At 57.2% G+C, this 17,944-nt stretch carries 17 protein-coding genes and 1 pseudogene; 4 read left to right on the top strand and 14 right to left on the bottom strand.

The genetic code is table 11. The features are described from left to right. Positions 1 to 856, bottom strand: an 856-nt coding sequence (locus JCM12296_RS23830) for a TolC family protein (RefSeq protein WP_172684061.1), incomplete at its 3' end; no start/stop codon positions are given. 392 nt (positions 857 to 1,248) lie between these two features. Here JCM12296_RS23830 and JCM12296_RS23835 point away from each other — a divergent pair. Then, positions 1,249 to 1,479 (top strand): KH domain-containing protein, encoded by a 231-nt coding sequence (locus JCM12296_RS23835; protein ID WP_213182446.1) that lies wholly within the window; start codon positions 1,249 to 1,251, stop codon positions 1,477 to 1,479. Between the two features lie 95 nt (positions 1,480 to 1,574). On the opposite strand, the gene JCM12296_RS23840 is transcribed toward JCM12296_RS23835, so the two are convergent. Beyond that, complete coding sequence (locus JCM12296_RS23840; protein WP_054698711.1) at positions 1,575 to 2,522, bottom strand: TIGR03790 family protein; 948 nt, start codon at positions 2,520 to 2,522, stop codon at positions 1,575 to 1,577. 199 nt (positions 2,523 to 2,721) lie between these two features. Beyond that, a complete protein-coding gene (locus JCM12296_RS23845) occupies positions 2,722 to 3,900 on the bottom strand; it encodes an iron-containing alcohol dehydrogenase (RefSeq protein ID WP_054698712.1) in 1,179 nt (392 codons plus the stop codon). Between the two features lie 107 nt (positions 3,901 to 4,007). Here JCM12296_RS23845 and JCM12296_RS42440 point away from each other — a divergent pair, with 107 nt between their 5' ends. From JCM12296_RS42440 to JCM12296_RS48085, 3 genes are all read left to right on the top strand, one after another. Then, the gene (locus JCM12296_RS42440; RefSeq protein ID WP_172684062.1) at positions 4,008 to 5,453 is read left to right on the top strand and encodes a tetratricopeptide repeat protein; all 1,446 of its coding nucleotides are present in this window, start codon (positions 4,008 to 4,010) and stop codon (positions 5,451 to 5,453) included. Between the two features lie 124 nt (positions 5,454 to 5,577). Then, entirely contained in the window at positions 5,578 to 6,309 is a 732-nt protein-coding gene (locus JCM12296_RS48080) for a lipid II flippase MurJ (RefSeq protein WP_054698716.1), read from the top strand. A gap of 94 nt (positions 6,310 to 6,403) precedes the next feature. After that, positions 6,404 to 7,198: a lipid II flippase MurJ gene (locus JCM12296_RS48085; protein WP_054698718.1), complete on the top strand. Its 795-nt coding sequence runs from the start codon at positions 6,404 to 6,406 to the stop codon at positions 7,196 to 7,198. On the opposite strand, the gene JCM12296_RS23865 is transcribed toward JCM12296_RS48085, so the two are convergent. The 11 genes and pseudogenes from JCM12296_RS23865 to JCM12296_RS42445 form a co-directional block, all read right to left on the bottom strand. Further along, a complete protein-coding gene (locus tag JCM12296_RS23865; protein WP_054698720.1) occupies positions 7,158 to 7,394 on the bottom strand; it encodes a tetratricopeptide repeat protein in 237 nt (78 codons plus the stop codon). The genes JCM12296_RS48085 and JCM12296_RS23865 overlap by 41 nt on opposite strands. Continuing rightward, positions 7,340 to 8,638, bottom strand: coding sequence for a rhomboid family intramembrane serine protease (locus JCM12296_RS23870; RefSeq protein WP_054698722.1), 1,299 nt, complete (start codon positions 8,636 to 8,638; stop codon positions 7,340 to 7,342). The genes JCM12296_RS23865 and JCM12296_RS23870 overlap by 55 nt, the downstream gene beginning before the upstream one ends. Before the next feature lie 17 nt (positions 8,639 to 8,655). Next, positions 8,656 to 9,420, bottom strand: a complete 765-nt coding sequence (gene trpA, locus JCM12296_RS23875) for a tryptophan synthase subunit alpha (protein ID WP_054698724.1) — start codon at positions 9,418 to 9,420, stop codon at positions 8,656 to 8,658. Further along, a pseudogene (trpB, locus tag JCM12296_RS23880) lies at positions 9,413 to 10,638 on the bottom strand (tryptophan synthase subunit beta). Before trpB ends, trpA begins: the two are co-directional and overlap by 8 nt. Further along, positions 10,631 to 11,146 carry a UTRA domain-containing protein gene (locus JCM12296_RS23885; protein ID WP_246804798.1) on the bottom strand — a complete coding sequence of 172 codons (516 nt, stop codon included), beginning with the start codon at positions 11,144 to 11,146 and terminating at the stop codon, positions 10,631 to 10,633. The pseudogene trpB and the gene JCM12296_RS23885 overlap by 8 nt, the downstream one beginning before the upstream one ends. Then, positions 11,049 to 11,360 carry a GntR family transcriptional regulator gene (locus JCM12296_RS45530; protein WP_246804799.1) on the bottom strand — a complete coding sequence of 104 codons (312 nt, stop codon included), beginning with the start codon at positions 11,358 to 11,360 and terminating at the stop codon, positions 11,049 to 11,051. Before JCM12296_RS45530 ends, JCM12296_RS23885 begins: the two co-directional genes overlap by 98 nt. An 81-nt stretch (positions 11,361 to 11,441) precedes the next feature. After that, entirely contained in the window at positions 11,442 to 12,005 is a 564-nt protein-coding gene (locus tag JCM12296_RS23890) for a response regulator (protein WP_054698726.1), read from the bottom strand. Next, positions 11,995 to 14,547, bottom strand: coding sequence for a GAF domain-containing hybrid sensor histidine kinase/response regulator (locus JCM12296_RS23895; protein ID WP_172684063.1), 2,553 nt, complete (start codon positions 14,545 to 14,547; stop codon positions 11,995 to 11,997). Before JCM12296_RS23895 ends, JCM12296_RS23890 begins: the two co-directional genes overlap by 11 nt. Positions 14,548 to 14,708: 161 nt before the next feature. After that, positions 14,709 to 16,397: an ATP-binding protein gene (locus JCM12296_RS23900; protein WP_157067848.1), complete on the bottom strand. Its 1,689-nt coding sequence runs from the start codon at positions 16,395 to 16,397 to the stop codon at positions 14,709 to 14,711. Positions 16,398 to 16,468: 71 nt separating this feature from the next. Continuing rightward, complete coding sequence (locus tag JCM12296_RS23905) at positions 16,469 to 17,449, bottom strand: AAA family ATPase (RefSeq protein WP_054698732.1); 981 nt, start codon at positions 17,447 to 17,449, stop codon at positions 16,469 to 16,471. A gap of 5 nt (positions 17,450 to 17,454) precedes the next feature. After that, on the bottom strand, positions 17,455 to 17,944 hold a 490-nt coding region (locus JCM12296_RS42445), incomplete at its 5' end, for a hypothetical protein (RefSeq protein ID WP_218188254.1).

A 17,944-nucleotide genomic window follows, 5' to 3' on the forward strand; every position in this document is an offset into this window, starting at 1 on the left:
GCCGGTTGGCCAACAGATCGGCCGGCAGGCCGACCGGCGGCAGGGCCCCGATCACCGGCATGCGGTCCTGCATGAGCTTCAGATCGGACCGCGGCGGTCTGCCGATGAGCACGGCCAAGGCATGTTCATTCGTTCGGGTTTCCGCTTTGACCAATGGAAGCTTGGCGCGCACGGTCTCAACCACCTGCTTTTGCTGATAGACGTCCAGCGCCGATACCATCCCTTTTCTGAAGCGCAGTTCGATAAGTTCCAGAAAGGTCTGATTATTTGCCAATTGTTTTTCCAACAGGGCGTCTTGAAGCCGCAGGGAGATCGTTGCCAGCCAGCGCTCGGTCACTTCGGCCGCCAGTGTCATCGCCGCCGTTTGCAGATCGGCCTGGGATGCCGACACATCCAAAAGCGCCGCTTCGTGTTGACTGCGGATGCGCCCCCACAGATCCAATTCGTAACTTCCGGCCAGCCCCAGCAAATAGTTATCTTCCCATTTCGTATCGGTGGACGTTGTGTACGTCCGGAACCGGCGGGCCTCACCGGAACCGTTGGCGCTCACGGACGGGTAGCGTTCCGCCCCCGCCACGACCGCCAACGCCTTGGCCTGGCGCAGGCGGGCCCAGGCTTCCTTCAGCGAGAAGTTATCCTTCAGGGCGGTATCGATCAGTCGATTGAGCTCGAAGGACCCCAGCGTTTGCCACCATGGCCGCAAATCGTCATTGGCACCATCGTAAATGGCAAAGGTCTCGGGGAGTTCCCCCGGCGCATCCGCAGGACCGGCAGGTTTGAAGGGCATGCAGCCGATCAGCATCAGCATGCCAAGAGACAGCCAGGTCCGAACCCATGCATCTGATGTTTTTCGCATGATTGAAACCCCCGAATGACGCCCATCCATAAGAAAACAATCCCAACGGCCGAAAATTTATCATTCCGTCCTGTTTGAAACAAGCGCAAAGCATGTTATGGACTTCCCCGCCAACCCTTTAATCGCTCCGATCCGCTTTCCCGTTTCCGCCGAACTGTATTCCAACCAGGAAGTCCTTATACCTGATTTATATACGTGGTTTTTACGAATTATTTTAGTATTGTGATTTACTTGAAAGCCTATATAATTTGGAAAATCATTCAAGAATCCTTAGAAAACCCAACATCTACAAACAATCGCACTGTCTTTCGGCTGGATAACCCTACCCTACTGAGATGATGAAAATGTATATGAGCACGACTGAAAAATCGACCGAAAAGGGGAGTATGATGATGAAGGAGTTAGTCACCTACATTGCCCAATCGCTGGTGGACAAGCCCGAGCAAGTCACCGTGGCGGAGGTGGAAGGGAATCAGACCACCGTGCTGGAGCTGACCGTGGCCAAGGAAGATCTGGGAAAGGTCATCGGCAAACAGGGGCGCACCGCCCAAGCCATGCGCACCATCCTAAGCGCCGTATCATCCAAGATCAGAAAGCGCACCGTCCTCGAGATCATCGAATAGTATCACCATACGGTTGATCATCGGCATTCCCTTGCGGTTTACATCGTCATCACCTGAAAACGGCGTTCCGCCCTTATTCGCGGTTACGAGCCACTCTATCGGCCCGCAGCGAAGGGGCGATAAAGCGGATCTCCGATAAGGACCATTTTCCAAGAGAGATAGGGCAGGCTGAGCTGGTAGCATTCGGCCAAGGTCAGCAGGCCCTCGGCGAGGAAACCAAAGAACAGCTCCGGATCGGGAAAGGCTTGCAGGTAGGGCTCGCCAACGGGTCCGAGGGTGGCACAGACCCCATTTTCAAGCATTCGTTTACACCAGACTTGACTGTCCGGATTTTTTAACGTGACGCATTCACTACTGGCCACGTGGAACCCCACCGCCCCCGGCTTCCAGTCAAACGCATCCACATACCGACCCAGATTGTACCAGCCACAGTACAAGGCTGCTTCAGGACACTGCCCCGGCTGAAAAAGCGCTTCATGATCGTCGACCACCACCCGCAATCGCCCGGAGGCCGCCACCCGCCGGGCGGCACGGTGAATGGCACGGTCATATTCACGATACGCCGAGGATGTGGGATCGGCCGTCATCGGCCAGCGGGCATCGAAATAGGCGATCCCGGAAAGTCCCGAGGCCTCGACACGCAGCGCATCATCGATGATGTGCCTCACACCGGCCGCCGTCGGGCCGTCAAGCCGCGCCACCATCAAGACCTCTTTTTTGGAAACGACGGGCACATGGTTCTGGAAAAGGAGACAAAACGGGTTCTTGATCCAGCCGCCCAGGGGCAACTCGGGGCATTTGACCACCGCCAGCTCCGAATCCAGCGAGGCCCACGGGTCATGTTGGATTTTTGCGGGTCCCGACCGATCGCTGCCTTTGGCCCAATCCCACCCCGGAGCCACCTTTAACGGCATGCCGTACATCAGCACGATGCATCGGATCGACCGGGCAGCCTTGTCCCCCGACAGATAGGCGCGGACATGGGCCGCAACCTTGCGGTCATAGATGTCGCGCGGGCAGACCTCATTATCCGGCAGGTCCAAGAGAAGCCGATTCGCTTTGGGAATTCGCGCCGACGAGCATAATAAGTGGCCAGGGCAACGCCCTCCTCGACCCGGCGATTGGCCACAATCAGAACTTCGTCGGGGTCCAGGGCAAACCCGCTGACCGGCAGCAGCAAAATGGCCAGAAGAACGCTGCCCACCCAAAAGGCAGTCCCCCGGTGAGAACGCCAATGGCAAATCAGCATCGTTCCAGCAGCATCCGCCGGATCTGGTCGGCGGAAAGTGGCAGGGGGTTGTTCTTGTTGCTCGAAAGCCCGATCAAACGATCCACATGGAACGCCGTTAGCCCGAATCTTCCGAGTCGCGGAATCGCCATAAGATCCAGCCAGCCATACAGCCGATCCACGAGAAACCGGCAGGCATCCATGGGGTCGTCGTAAGGGGCGCCGAACCATCGGCCGATACGGGCGAATTTGAACAGCGCCGCGGCCGCTTCAGCCGTGGCCGCAGCGGACAGGTTCTCCACGGTGGCGGCCACCGCCGGAGGAAGCAGATTGGCACAGGCGACCCCATGGGGGATGGCCACCATCCCTCCCATGGGACCGGCCACGCCGTGGATCACACCCAGTCCGGCATGGGCCAGGGTCACGCCGGAGAGAAATGCCGCAAAGGCCACATCCCCCCGGAGATCGATGCGTTCACCACCCGCTCCGCAAACCTCGGGTAACGCGGGGATCATGCGTTTCAATCCGTCTCTTGCAAGGGCATCGGTCAGCGGCGAAGCCTGGGTGGAAACGTAAGCTTCGATCAATTGGGTGAGGGCATCCATTCCGCAGGCGGCCGTCAGCAAAGGAGGTGCGGAAAGGCACAGCAGGGGATCCAGAATCGCCAGCTTGGGAATGTAGTTGTCATGCCGCAGCGATTTCTTGAACCCCTCTTCCCCCACCCGGGAAATAACGGCATTCTTGGTGGCTTCGCTGCCGGTTCCCGAGGTGGTCGGCATGGCAATCAGCGGCAGCGAACGCCCCGATGGCTGACGGCGTCCCACGCCTTCCAGATAATCGGCCACGGATCCCTCTTCGCAAAGCATGGCCGCAACCGCCTTGCCCGTATCCAACACACTGCCCCCACCGATGGCCAGAACCAGATCCAGTGCCGTGCCGCGGAAATCCGCCACGATGTCGTCCACCGCGGCCGGGGAGGGTTCGTCGCAAACCCGGCGATGCTGAACACGGATCCCCGCGACCTCGAGGTCCTGGGCGATGCCGGTCAGATGGCCGCTACGCGCCAGCGCGGTAGCACCGGTCAGCAGCAGTACATTCTGGCCGTAGGGCCCCACCGCGCCTGCCAGCTTTCCCAATTGTCCGGCGCCGAACAAAAGGCGCGGCATCCCCGTAAACGTGAACGATGTCTCCATCCGTTGTCTCCATGGTATCAAGGCTGATTCAGATGAATGAAATGCTACGCAAAACCTTAAGAAAAGTCAAAAGCGGACGATACGGTGAGAAAACCCAGGGAGGAATCATGACGAAACAACACTGCCAGTACCACCCCACCGTGCCGGCCCACTGGTACTGCGAAACCTGCAACAAGCTCTTATGTCCGCAATGCGTGGACACCCGGGACATGGGCGGCTATCGCCAAGGGGAGAAGCTGCACATGTGTCCCAACTGCAACCGACCGGTACAATGGCTGGGGGTCGGCAACATCATCGATCCCTTCTGGAAACGCATCTCCGGTTTTTTCATCTATCCCTTTTCCAAGCGGCCCCTGACCTTGATGCTGGTCCTGGCGGCCCTCGCGGCCCTGTTTTCGGGCATGGGCATCCTCGCGACCCTGGCCCAGGTGGCCGTCTGGGGGATTTCGTTCAAGTATGCCTATGCCATTTTACAAGCCACCGCCAGTGGTGACCTGACCACTCCGAAACTCAATTCCAGCACCCTTACGGAAAATTTTGGGCCGGTGGTCAAACAGGTGGGCATCTATGTGGCCATCTTCTTTGCGGCGGGCGTGGTATTCGCCAAATTGGGGATTGCCGGTGGCGCGATTTTCCTGATCCTGGCCACGCTCTTTCTGCCGTCCATGATCATCCTGTTGGTGACCACCGAGTCGCTGATCCAGGCCATCAACCCGATGATGTTCGTTACCCTGGCCTTTCGCATCGGCTGGGGATACCTCTTGATGTACCTTTTTTACTCCATTCTCGGCGGGGCGCCGGCACTGCTGGGCCGGCACGTCATCCAATACCTGCCGCCGCTGGTGCAGGTTTTTCTCTTCACGCTGGTCAAGATCTATTACACCTTCATCGCCTACCACCTCATGGGGTATGTCATCCTGCAGTATCATGAGGATATCGGGTACAAGGTGGATTTCGACGACTTCAAGGATCAGGCCACCGAAAACCATCAGGCCGCCCTGGCCGCGGATGACCCTGTCAGCCGATTGCAGCGCCGTGTGGCCCAGCTGATCAAGGATGGCGACCACGACGGTGCCCGCGCGCTCATTGAAAGTGAAACGGCCCGGGATGGAATCAGCGATCCGGTGTTGTCGGAGCAGTATTACACCCTGCTGAAACTGACCGGCACGACGGAAAAAATGATCGCTCACGCACGCGGCCATCTGGACCTTTTGATTCAAGCCGGCCAAAAGCAGCCCGCCATGGAAACCTACCAGGAATGCCTGGCCAAGGATCCGGCGTTCACGCCGGCCTCGGGCGTTCTGTTCAAAATCGCCGGCTGGTTGAACGAGACCGGCAAGCGCAAGGAGGCGATCGCGGCCTTCAACCAATTGACCAAGGCCTATCCCCAGGACCCGCTGGTGCCCAAATCCTATTTCCGTGCGGCCCAGATTTTCAACGACCATCTGATGAACCCCGATAAAGCCAAAAAAATCCTGAAGGGATTGCTCCACAAATATCCCGGCCACGATATCATTCCCTTTGTGGAGCGTTACCTGGGACAACTGGGGTAAAGGGCGCGGAAAAAACAGATCTCCTTGAAGGTGGTCGACAAATCTGGCAAAGAGAAAGACCGTCTGGCGTTGGACGCGCAGACGGTCTTTCATTATCGGCACTGGCCTGGCGCAAAGGATCGGCATGAACCACCCCAAGGAAGCGGAAACGCTCAACAAGATCGGCATGGCCACCATCATCATGATGGCCAGTGTCTTCCTCAGTCGCATCACCGGCGTTGCCAGGGAGATGGTGCTTGCCGCCCTGGCGGGCGCCGGAATCGAAGTCGACGCCTACCGGGTGGCGTTTGTCCTGCCCGAGATCCTCAACCACATTCTGGCCAGCGGTTTTCTGTCGGTGACCTTCATCCCCATCTTCTCCCGCCATCTTGAAGGTGACAGGGAACACGAGGGATGGCGGACGTTTTCCACGATCCTGACCGTCTTCGGCAGCCTGTTGCTGGTGCTCGTCGTCGCGGGCATGATCCTGGCCCCCATGGCGGTTCCCCTTTTGGCCGCCGGCCGAGACGATCCGCAATTCATCGCCCTGGCCGTCAGGATGACCCGCATCACCCTTCCCGCCCAGATCTTCTTTTTCGCCGGCGGCATGCTCATGGCCGTGCAATACGCCAAAACGCGTTTTCTGCTGCCGGCCCTGGCGCCGCTGGTCTACAATCTGGGCATCATCGCCGGCGGATGGCTGCTCGGCCCACGATGGGGCGTGGAGGGGTTTTGCTGGGGGGCCCTGGCCGGCGCGGCCATCGGCAGCTTCGCCATCCAACTGGTCGGTGCCATGCGGGTCGGCATGCGCTTTTGTCCGCTTTTCGATGTTCGCCACCCGGATCTCAGGCGCTACATTTTTCTGACCCTGCCTTGATGATCGGGCTGACCATGGTTTTTTCGACGGAGCTTTTCTCGAAATTTTTCGGCAGTTTCCTGCCGGCCGGGGCGATCGCTGGATCGATTACGCCATGCGCGTGATGCTGATTTTGGTGGGATTTTTCGGACAGGCCGTGGGGGTGGCTTCCTATCCCTTCATGACCCAACTGGCCGTTCAGGGGCGGCTCCGGGAACTCAATGCCACCATCAACAAGGTCCTGATCTACCTGTCCGTGGTCATTCCGGTGTCCATCCTGGTGGTCGTGTTGCGCCATGAAATCGTGCGCGTTTTGTTCGAACGGGGCCGGTTTACCCCCACGGACACGCAGATGACCGCCTTGACCCTGGCCTGTCTGATGACCGGGGCCATCGGGTTTGTCACCCAGACCGTGGTCAATCGCGGTTTCTATGCCACGCAGAACACCTGGCTGCCAACGGTTTTCGGCAGCCTGGCCGTGCTCCTGAGCCTGCCGGTCTACTGGGCCGGACTGCAAATCTGGGGTGTGGCCGGCGTCGGCCTGGCCATCTCCGCGTCCGCCCTCCTTCAAACCCTTTTGCTGTTTTCGGTCTGGAACCGGCGCAGCCGCAATAGAGAGGCCGCAAGCGTCTATCGCGCCTATGCCAAGGCCGCGCTCGCCGGGCTGGCCATTGGCGCGATTCTCTGGCCGGTGCATCATGGGCTGCGGATCTATCTTAACCGGCCGACCTTTTTTCAGGATGCGGCCGTGATCGGCATCGTGTCCGCCGGTTTTGTGGTCCTGACGGGTTTATGGGGCTGGACCTTCAAGGTCGAGGCGATCCTTTACCTGGCCGGCCGTGCCGCATCAGTCCCCGTCTTGCGCAGAATCAGGAGTGGTTTTCGGCAGGTGCGTTCATCCGCGAAATGATGCCGGCCTCCACGGAATCGGGATAGCGCCGGCGGATCAGGTCCCGATAGCGTTTCCAGTTCTCCAGGTGTCCGGCTTGGTGAAACGCCTTGGCCAGCTTGATCAGGCTGGCGGGGAGCCCCGGGGTCTGCGGTCGCTGCTTCAGGATGGCCAGCAGTATTTTTTCCGCGGACCCGGTTTCACCGGCAGTGGCCATGATCCCGGCCATCTGCAGGTAAAGCGGAATGGACAGGGCCGGCCGTTTCGTGAGACCGGTATAGGTGCCATAGAGCTGATGGCCGCCGCATGGGTCGCGGGGGTCTTGCCATAGAGCTGCAAAAGCCGCTTGGTCACATCGTGGAAGGCGGGCGAATCGGGGCTGAGCTTGTGAAGATTGAAGAGGTGGGACAGGGCCTCGGGATGGTCCGGCGACAATTCCAGGATTTCCTCGAACAGGGCCTGGGCCGGACGCATCTCCAGCTTGGCCACATGCTCCAGGGCCTGGTGCATCAGGGGCGCGATCTTGTCCTCGGCGGTCTCCGCGAAGCTGTCGCGATCGACCTTGCCCACCAGACGATCGCCGGCATAGGCCAAGAGGGCGCCGCCGGCCAATCCGCCGATATGGGCCACGTACGCCACATGACTGGCGCCACTGAAGAAGAGCTGGTAGCATTCGTTGGCGATCCAGGCCGGCAGCAGCACGATGGCCGGAATCCGGGCGGTATTGAAATAGAACCCCAATGAGTAGAACACGCTGACCCGCGTGCGTCCGTAAAGCACCGTATAGGCCCCCATCAAACCGGCAATGGCGCCGGAGGCCCCCACCAAGGGGACCATGCTGGAGGGATAGACCAGACAGAACAACCCGCCGGCCATCAGGCCGCTGATCAGGTAGATGCCGGTAAACAGCAGCCGGCCGGCACCAATCTCGATCATGCAGCCCAGGATCCAGAGAAACACCATGTTGCCCACCAGATGACCGACACTCCCGTGCAGGAACATGTAGGTGAAAAAGGCGGAAACCCGGGAAGCGGCCGGCCGCAGGCCGTGGGCATAGGCCACGCTACGGTTGCATTTTCTCTCGTACTCCTGACGCAGCCCGCGCCAGTTCTCATATTCGGCATTTTGGGGAGTGATCACCCGGCCATTTTTAAGACGGCGGAGAAAATCGGCGTCGGTCTCCAAGGCAAAGTGAAGCCGCATCATCGCCTCGGTATCCGCCGGGTCCGCCGCCAGGGCTTCATCGTCTGCCTTTCCGGTCGCTTCGAGATAGTCCCGGTAGTATGGCAGCTCGATGGCCATCAGCCCCGAGTCCAGATAGAATTCCTCGGCCGCCATGCGCGCCGCATCGTCATGGGTCTGGAAGAGAAAGTAAACCAGACAGTTGATGAGCAGGATCACCAGGGTGATCAGCGGCGGATTTCTCCAGCCGATTTTACCGGAAATGGGAATGATCAGCATGTCGATTGTAAATGGTGTTAGGTTTGAAGTTCCCGAATAAACGGTCCCAATGCGCTGATCCCTTGGGTTTCGATCAGCCGCAGGGCCTGCGTGCCAATGACAGCGATATCGGCCTTGCCTTCGAGAAACTTGATGTCGGATTTGTCTTTTACCCCGAATCCCAGGGCCAGGGGCAGCCCGGTGGCCTTGCGGCAGCGTGCCAGGTACGTGTCCAGGGTGTTTGAGAACTCGGTCTGGTCGCCGGTCACCCCTTTGCGGGCCACACAGTAGACAAAACCGTCGGCCACCTCGGCGATGGCCGCAAGGCGCGCCTCGGACGTGGTCGGTGAGAAGATGAAAATCGGGCTCAGTTGGTTGCGCCGCATGGCCGCCAGGTAATCGCCGGCCTCCTCGGGCGGCAGGTCCGGCACGATGGATCCCTTCAAGCCGGCAGCTTGCATCTCGTCCACGAACCGGTCCACGCCGTATTTGAAGAGAATGTTGTAGTAGGTCATGTAGAGAAAAGGAATCGGGAATTCCCGAGCCACGCGACGGCCGAAATCCAGGCACTGGGCCACCGTTACCCCGCCGGCCAGGGATTTCTGGTTGGCCTTGAGAATCACCGGCCCGTCGGCAATGGGCTCTGAAAAGGGAATCTGCAACTCCATCAGGTCCACCCCGGCCGCCACCATGGTGCGCACGATCTCAAAGGAGTCTTCCAGGGAGGGATAGCCGATGACGATGTGGGTCATCAGCAGGATTTTTTTCTCTTTCAGTCGGGATCGGATATGGGATTCAAGCATGGTATTGTTTCGCCTTTTGGATGATGAATTGTTTCCATTTGGGGTCGTCGAAGGCATCGGCGATGGTGAAGATATCCTTGTCACCACGGCCGGACTGGTTGATCAGGATGATCTCGTCGGCGGACATCGTCGGCGCCTCCTTGAAGGCACGCGCGAAGGCATGGGCCGATTCCAGGGCCGGGATGACCCCCTCCTTCTGCATGGTCAGACGCACCGCCGCGATCACTTCCTGATCCGTGGCGCCTTCGAAGCGCACGCGCCCCTTCTCCTTGAGGTCGGAGAGGATCGGCGACACGCCCACGTAATCCAGACCGGCGGCAATGGAGTGGGTCTCGCGCATCTGGCCGTCGGCGTCTGCAGAAAGTAAGTCTTGTACCCCTGGGCCACGCCCACGCTGGCGTCGGTGGAGCAAAGCCTTGCGGCATGCTCACCGGTGGAAAGCCCCCGGCCGGCGGCCTCCACGCCCACCAATTCGACGTCGTCGTCAAAAAAGCCGCTGAAGACGCCCATGGCGTTGGAACCGCCACCCACGCAGGCGTAAACCCGGGTGGGCAATCGCCCTTCCCGCTCCATGAACTGCCGGCGGGCCTCCTTGCCGATGATGGACTGGAACCAGGCCACCATCTCGGGAAAGGGGTGCGGCCCACAGGCCGTGCCGAGCACGTAATGGGTATCGTCCATGTGGGTCACCCAGTCGCGAAAGGCCTCGTTGATGGCGTCCTTGAGGATGCAGGTCCCGTCGGTCACCGGCACGACGGTGGCCCCCAGTTGCTCCATCCAGAAGACGTTGGGCCGCTGACGTTCCACATCCACGGCACCCATGTAAATCGTGCAATCGAATCCGAAACGCGCCGCCATGGTGGCCGTGGCCACGCCGTGCTGGCCGGCGCCGGTTTCGGCGATCACGCGCGTCTTGCCCATGCGTTTGACCAGCAAGCCCTGGCCCATCACATTGTTGGCCTTGTGGGCGCCGGTGTGATTCAGATCCTCGCGCTTGATAAAAATGCGTGCCCCGCCGAAGTGGCGCGTCAGGTTCCGGGCATAGGTAATGGGCGTGGGCCGGCAGGAATAGCTGGCCATCAGCTGCTCGTAGTCGTGCCAGAATATGGGATCGTTTCTGGCCTCGGTATAAATCCGCTCGAGTTCGTCGAACGTGGCAACCAGGATCTCGGGCAAAAACGCCCCGCCGAAGTCGCCGAAATAGCCGCGTCTATTCATGACTTAACCCTCCAATCTGTTGGGAGAAAACGAATCGCTGGGTGTTGCAGTACAGGATTGAGAAAACCGCGTTGTCCGCCTGGGCAAAGCTCAGGTAGCGGTGTGCCGTGAGAATCGGCGTATCCTTCGAAACGCCCATCAGGCGGGCACGCACATCGTCCAGCCGGTCGATGCGAAAGGTCTGCCGGCCGCCCGTCGGGCGCATGTAGAAACGCGTCTCGACCACCTGGGACAGGGAGCGGCCGGTGAGGTCGATCTCCTCAATGCCGGCGAAAAGCATTGGATGGAGGTAAATCTCCTCCAACAGCACGGGCGTCCCGTCCACCCGGCTGAGCCGGGAAAGGAAAAAGGCCTGGCCGCCGGCAAAAGGGTTTTCGCTGGCCTCCGGAACCCCAATCCGCCGGGTGGCATCAAGCAGGCGGACCTCGACGTCGATGCCTTTTTTGAAAGGCCGAGCTGGTGCCGGCCAGGGAGAAGAGATCGACCTCCGGGACCGGCGGGCGCACATAGGTTCCCGATCCCCGCCGACGGGTGAGCAACCCCCGGCGGACAAGCAGATCGATGGCCTGGCGCACCGTGGGCCGGCCGATGCCGTAGGTTTTGGCCAGCTGCGGCTCGGACGGAATCCGCGATTCCGGCGGATAGTCCCCGGCATCGATCGCCGTCATGAGCAGATCAGCCAACTGGTGGTATAGGGGTATGGGGGAGTCGGGATTCAGCATGATGGCAAATGATCTGCCATCAATATGTAAAGTTGTCAAGACAATTTTACATGTTTCTTCATACGAAATCTTAACGCATGCCTACACGAAGTCATCGTCATCAAAATCCATTTCGGGATAGTATTTATCAGCACATTGCTTGCAGATACTATGGGAAAATTGGGCTTTTGTATGCGCACTGACATAGTCTTCCAATGGGCTCCAGGCCCCATCTGCCTCCCTTACTCTTTTGCAAAACGAACAGATGGGAAGAAGATGCCGCAGTTGCTTGATCTCCAGGTGGGTCTTTATTCTTGCCATTAATTCAGCCGCGATGAACGGCTTGGTAATATAATCCGACCCACCGACATCGAACCCCTTGACGATATCATCGCTGTGGGATTTGGCCGTCAAGAAAATAACGGGAATATGGCGGCACGCCAAATCGCTTTTTATCCTTTCGCAGACCTGATAGCCGTCCATTTCAGGCATCATGACATCCAACAAGATGAGATCGGGTAGAACATCCGCCACAAACGCCAACGCTTCAACGCCATTTTGGGCGACGCCGATCTCATAGCCATGCGGCATCAGCAGATTGCCCAGGAACTGGACGTTTTTGGGATTATCGTCAACGATGAGGATCAAGGGGGCGTTATCGGTCACCTGAATTCTCCAATTGGGCAACGAGGGCGTCAATCCCTTCAGCATAGGTGCTCAGACAGGCCTTCATTTCCCTGATGTCAAAAATATTGAAAACGTCGAGCATGTGGGAACCATACGCCGCGAGGGGCGCGGCATGGAAGTCTTTCCCAATGGCCACCAGCATCTCCCCCAGGTTTTTGAAATCACTGGCCAGGAATGTTTTGTTGAGTTTCTGAAAGGAAGGAATGACCTCGTGCTTGAGTCGCTTGCGCAGGGCTGCCGGATGGTGAACGGCGTCAACGGCCAGGCACGCCGAAACATCCTGGATTTCGGAGCGCATGGCAGCCTGGATGGTATGCGCCAGGTGCCGGGACACCTCGCCGATCAGGCCCTCGATAGTAAACGGCTTGGGCAAAAACCCATCAAATCCGCGCTGAAGCGCCGCCGTTTTGTCACGTTGGGTGGCGGAAGCGGACAAGGCGACAATGGGGATCCAGGACGTGTCACCACTTCGTTTAAGCTGTTTCATGGCCTCGAGACCGTTGAGCACCGGCATTCTGAGATCCATCAGGATCAACGCGGGGTTGGCCTGCCGTGCCATTGATACGGCTTCCCGACCGTTGGTTGCCGTGATTATGTCCAGCCCCGCCTTGGCAAGAATCTCCGTTAACAGCACGCGATTCGATTCAACATCGTCGACGACCAGCACCCTGGCAGGAGAAAAGGCGATGTTTTCGAAGGCGGGCGGCCCGTTTCCAGACGGTCGGTTTTCCGGGGAAGCGATTTTCACGTCCGACAGTTCAATCTTGAAGCGACTGCCTTCACCGGGCGTGCTGGAAACCGAAATGGCACCGTTCATGAGCTCGACCAACCGCCGGGTGATGGCCAAGCCAAGGCCGGTACCACCATACCTGGCGCGATCCTGGCCGGAGCGCTGCTCAAAGGATTCGAATATCCTTTCCTGCTCGTCGTCGGGAATGCCGATACCGCTGTCCTCGACCCCGATTGTCAGACACAGGCGATCGTCCCCTTGCTTCCGGTAGGCCGACGATAGCTTCACGAAACCGTCTTCCGTAAACTTGATGGCATTGCCGATCAGGTTCAGCAGAATCTGCCGAATACGGACTTCATCCAGATAGAGCCATTCCGGTTGATCCGGCGGAATCGCGCTGGAGAAGACCAGATTTCTGGAATTGATTGCATTATCGAATATCTGTTCCATCTCCATGAAAATCGAAGCGAGATTGACCGGCGCAAAGGCAATATCCATTCTTCCGGCCTCGATTTTGGAAAGGTCGAGAATGTCGTTGATCAGTGTCAACAGGTTCCGGCCGGCGGTCTTGATGGCGTCCAGATAGCTTATCTGCTTTGGATCGGTGGCCAGGGCGGAAAGCAGTTCGCTGAATCCGGTCACCGCATTGAGCGGCGTGCGCAATTCATGACTCATGTTGGCCAGAAATTCCGATTTGGCCTTGTTGGCGTCATCGGCCTTTTTGCGGGCGATGGCCAGTTCCTCATTCCGGGCCGCCAGCGCTTCGGTTCTTTCCCGCACCCGTTGATCCAATTGGTTGTAAATCCGGGCATTGTCCAGGGAGATGGCAATCTGCGTCGACAACAGTTTGATCATTGCCTGTTTTTTCAGGGTGAACATATTTTTGATGCGTCGATGCTCAAGGTAGATGACGGCAATGCTCCGGGAGCCGACGGTGGCCGGCAGAACGATGAGCGACTGCGGATTGACCCGCTTGAGATAGGGATCCGCGAGGTAACCGGGAAACTGGTCGAGGTTGGCGGGCTGGCCGGTTCTGATCACATAGTTGACCATATCCACCGACAGCATCTCCTTGTGCAGGGGAATGCTTTCCAATATGCGTCCCTCCCCCTGAATCGTATTGAACGCCTCAACACGCCAGTCCTCGTTTTTCAGGATCACGGCACCCCGCTCGGCCCCGGATATCTCGAGGAGAATCGGCATCATCTGTTTCAGCAAATTTTCGATATGGGTTTCCCGGGCCAACACGTTCTGGGAATGGATGACGCCCAGCAGATCAAGATTCTGGGCTTCACCTTCAAGATAAATCGTATGATGTTTGCGCTTGAGCTGCTCACACTTGCGCGTTGCCCCCCAACACGCATAATAATAAAAAGCTTGCCGGGCGTAATACTCGTAAAGTTCCGCGTTCTCCTGTTCTTCCCAGAACGAGGAAAACCGCTCGCAAATCAATGCGCTCTCATGCATGAATCGATTTTGCCGGGAAGCTGCCAGCGCCGCTGTGTAGCATTTTATTGCCTGGGGGGTTTCGTGTTTTTTTCTGGCGATTTCCGCTTCCAGCAAATGCACTTTATGGCTGAAGTTCTCGGGAGCACCGTCATTCCATTGTTTGAGTTGTTGAAGATCGCCCAAAAGCGTTGACCAGTCGTTATCGGTGGGGTCCAGCACGGCACAGGCACTCAACGCCGCGTAAAAGACACCCGCCGGAACCGAAGGAAACCCGGGGATAGTATAAAGAAGCGCCCTGACCTTCCGTCCGAAACCGTAGGCTTCGAGAGTAGCGCCGAACATGAAAGCCAATTGCGTTTTACAGATATAAAAGAAGCACAGCCCCATTGCGTTGTCTTGATTATTTTTTATAAAAGCGGCTTCCCTGAATCCTTCCCGGCAGAGGTTTAAAAAATCCCCATCGCCGGACAGCAAGGTCTGTACCACTTGAAAATATGGCGAGATCAATGCTTCCCATGAAGATTATGGGTGTTGGCATTAAAATGCATCCCTTTTTCAATTTCCGCCAGTACCAACGCCAGCGTTTCGCCGCGTTCCCAAAAGTAGGTCACCGTGTTGTAATAGGTATAACCGGCCATTTGGATATCACCGCCCTGCATCAGCAGATGGTGGGCATCCCTGGCGATCTCGATGGCGGTGTCATCCTTGATCGGCCGGGCCCAATGCCAGCAGAACAGGATAAAGAGATGTTTTGCGTTTCCCAGGGCCCGTTTGTTACTGGCGGCGATCTGTATGGCATATTCGGCGTACGCGTAACCGGCCAGGTAATCGTTCCGAATCAGGATGAACGGCGTGGAGGCAACGGAAAGGGGGTAGGCCATGGCTTCGAAAACACCGTTTTGGACGGCCAGCCTCAGGGTCGTGAAGATCAACAGGCAGGCAACCATGGGATTGTAGAAAAAAGCGGCGGGGACCATCGCCAGGATCAGCTCGCAAACAAACGCCATCTCATGGATGTTCTTCCTTTCGATGTTTTGAAGATCGGATATCTTTTGGATCCCCGCCTTCGCGAACAATGCCTCCACCTCGCTGAATTCACGCGCCAGATCCTTCGATTGGGGATCGATGGAAAGCGCGATACCCATTTTCTCCAGGATGGACATCCCGAAAACGACGGCATCCTTATACCGCCGCCGCATGCTGTCCTGGGAAAGCTTGGAAAAGTAGTTTTCCCTCAGCGTCAGAAAATCCTCGCGACCGGCCAAGTTCTCATAAAAAAAGGCATCCGCCTCCTCGAACCGGCTGTTCAGGTAAAGGGCGATATGGTACTCACGGTGGACCTCAAATCGGATGGATGCGGAAGAATCGTCCTGCAAAAGGGCCATCGCCCGCCGGATATACCCGAGGAACTCGCCGTAGGCTGAAATCTCCTTGCTCTTCAAAGCGGCCTTCAGGTAAATGCCAATATATTTTTCATGGTCGCCGTGGATACAATCAAACGCCTTGTCCAGGTGACTTGCAAGATTGAAAAGTTCATCGAGGCTCTGAAAGCGCGCATGACGCATGAGCGTATTGGCAATGGTAAAGTGCAGCTCGGGAAGATTTTCGATCGGGTTGAGCTGATAACAGGCCTGCTGGATTTTGTCATGGGCGAAGTAGACCTGATTCTGTTCATAATACAACAGCCCCTCCGCAAAAGGGATCTCCAGGATTTTCGAGATATGCGCCGTGCCCTTTTCCGTGACAACCGATAGAACATCAAGATTCACATGGTGTCCCACTGCGCCGATGATTCGCATCAGATCGGTCACTTCATCCGACAAGCGTCTCAGCCGGGTCTGCATGAAATCGACCACATTGCTGGAGACCTGCAGGGTTGACACCTTCGCATGATCGATGGTCCAGCGCTTGTTTTTCACATCCCGTTGAAAATATTTCTGATCCGCCAGTCCTCTCAAGAGTTGGTGGACAAAAAAGGCGTTCCCGCGGGTCTTTTCAAACACGATGCGGCTCAACGACGAATCGTCCTGTCCCAAACTGTCCTGGATCAGTCGTGAAACATCATTCGGTTCCAGATCCCTGACGTTTACCTGCTGATGCAAAATCGTATCCTTGCCGATTTCATCCATGAATTGCCGGAACGGATGATGTTGATCCACGGCATTGGACCGGTAGCATAAAAGGATCAGCAAAAAGGGTGTCCGACGCTGAAGAATGGCGCGCAGGACATTGAGGGAAACCAAATCCGTCCACTGCAGATCATCTAAAAAAGGACCAGCGGCCGCTTTCGCGTCGCCACGATACGGATCAGTTTTAAGAAGACATAGTTGAAACGGTTCTCGGCCTCCTCGCCCACCAGTTTGTCAACCGGGGCCTGTTCGCCAACGATCAGCGCCAGCTTTGGAAAAATCGAGGTTAAAATCAGCCCCTGGTCCCCGATGCCGTTGGCAAACGCTTCGCGAAAATCATCCAGGACCCGCTGATCCGATAACAGCAGCATGTCAAACAGCCTATCGAAGGCTTCGACAATCCCAAAATAGGGAATATCCTTTTTATATTGCTGAAATTTCCCAGAAATGAGGCGGCATGCGTCCGGGGGCAGTGTTTTTTGGAACTCGGCGACAAGTGTTGATTTTCCAACGCCCGAATACCCGGCAATGGTCACCAGACGGCCGCTGCCATCCTGAAGCCCCCCGAGGGCCGCTTTCAGCAGCCCGATTTCCCGTTCCCGGCCATAGATCTTATCGGACACCCTGAATTTGCGATCCATGTCCCGGCTGGCCAATTGAAATCCCGGATCATCATGATGTTCCAGATCAAACAGGATGCCTTCGATGGATTGGTAGCGGGCGCTTTTCTCTTTCTCCAAAAGCTTCTCCACAATTTGCGACAAGCCTTTGGGAATCGTTGGATCCACGGCAACGGGTGGAATCGGTGGTTTGGCCACATGAAGGGCGATCAGCTGCGAGAGGTTATCGGCTTCGAAGGGCAGTTTTCCAGTCAACAGCCAATACAGGAACACGCCAAATGCGTAATAGTCACTGATGGGCGACGCGCCGCCATCCACTCTTTCCGTACGTTCCGGGGCGACGAATTCGGGATTGAGAATTCCTTGATAAATGGACGTCGCAAAGCCGCCTGCAATTGTCGCCGATATGAAATCATGCAGCATCGGTTGGCCATGGGGACCGATGGTAATGGTTCCGAGGGACAGATTGTTGTAGATGACCCCCTTTTCATGCACATCCCTCAGAATGGATAAAACCGATGCGGCAACGTCGATTTTTTCCGACAGCGGCCGGGGTTTCCTGAAATACAGCGCCGGTGCAACCCCCTTGATGGCGCCTGCGCCAAAAAGGTCTTCCCCCCCGCCTGGAACCTTTCGACGAACTGGTCAACGGAGGCACCATGAAGATATCTGGACAGCATGAACTCATGCTCCGCGATTTCCGGGTTGACATATTCATGCAACAGGCAAGCGGATTGATCGGACAGCGCCGAATACACGGTTTTATAACGTTCTTTTTTGAAAACCGTGGAAATTTCGAATTTGCCAATCTTCATTGGGGGCTTCTTGTTGGCCTCATCAAGGACCTGAAGGATTGTTATGGTCAGGACGCGACCTGCCATCGGCTGGCAGGATACCGGTATTGCCGGAACGGCGTTTCGAGGTAGGACCAGGAAGCAGAAAACAGGGCGCAGATAACGTTTCCCGCCAGGGGTTATCACGAATTTTTCT

The sequence above is a fragment of the Desulfosarcina cetonica JCM 12296 genome, assembly GCF_001311845.1.
Taxonomy (GTDB): Bacteria; Desulfobacterota; Desulfobacteria; order Desulfobacterales; family Desulfosarcinaceae; genus Desulfosarcina; species Desulfosarcina cetonica.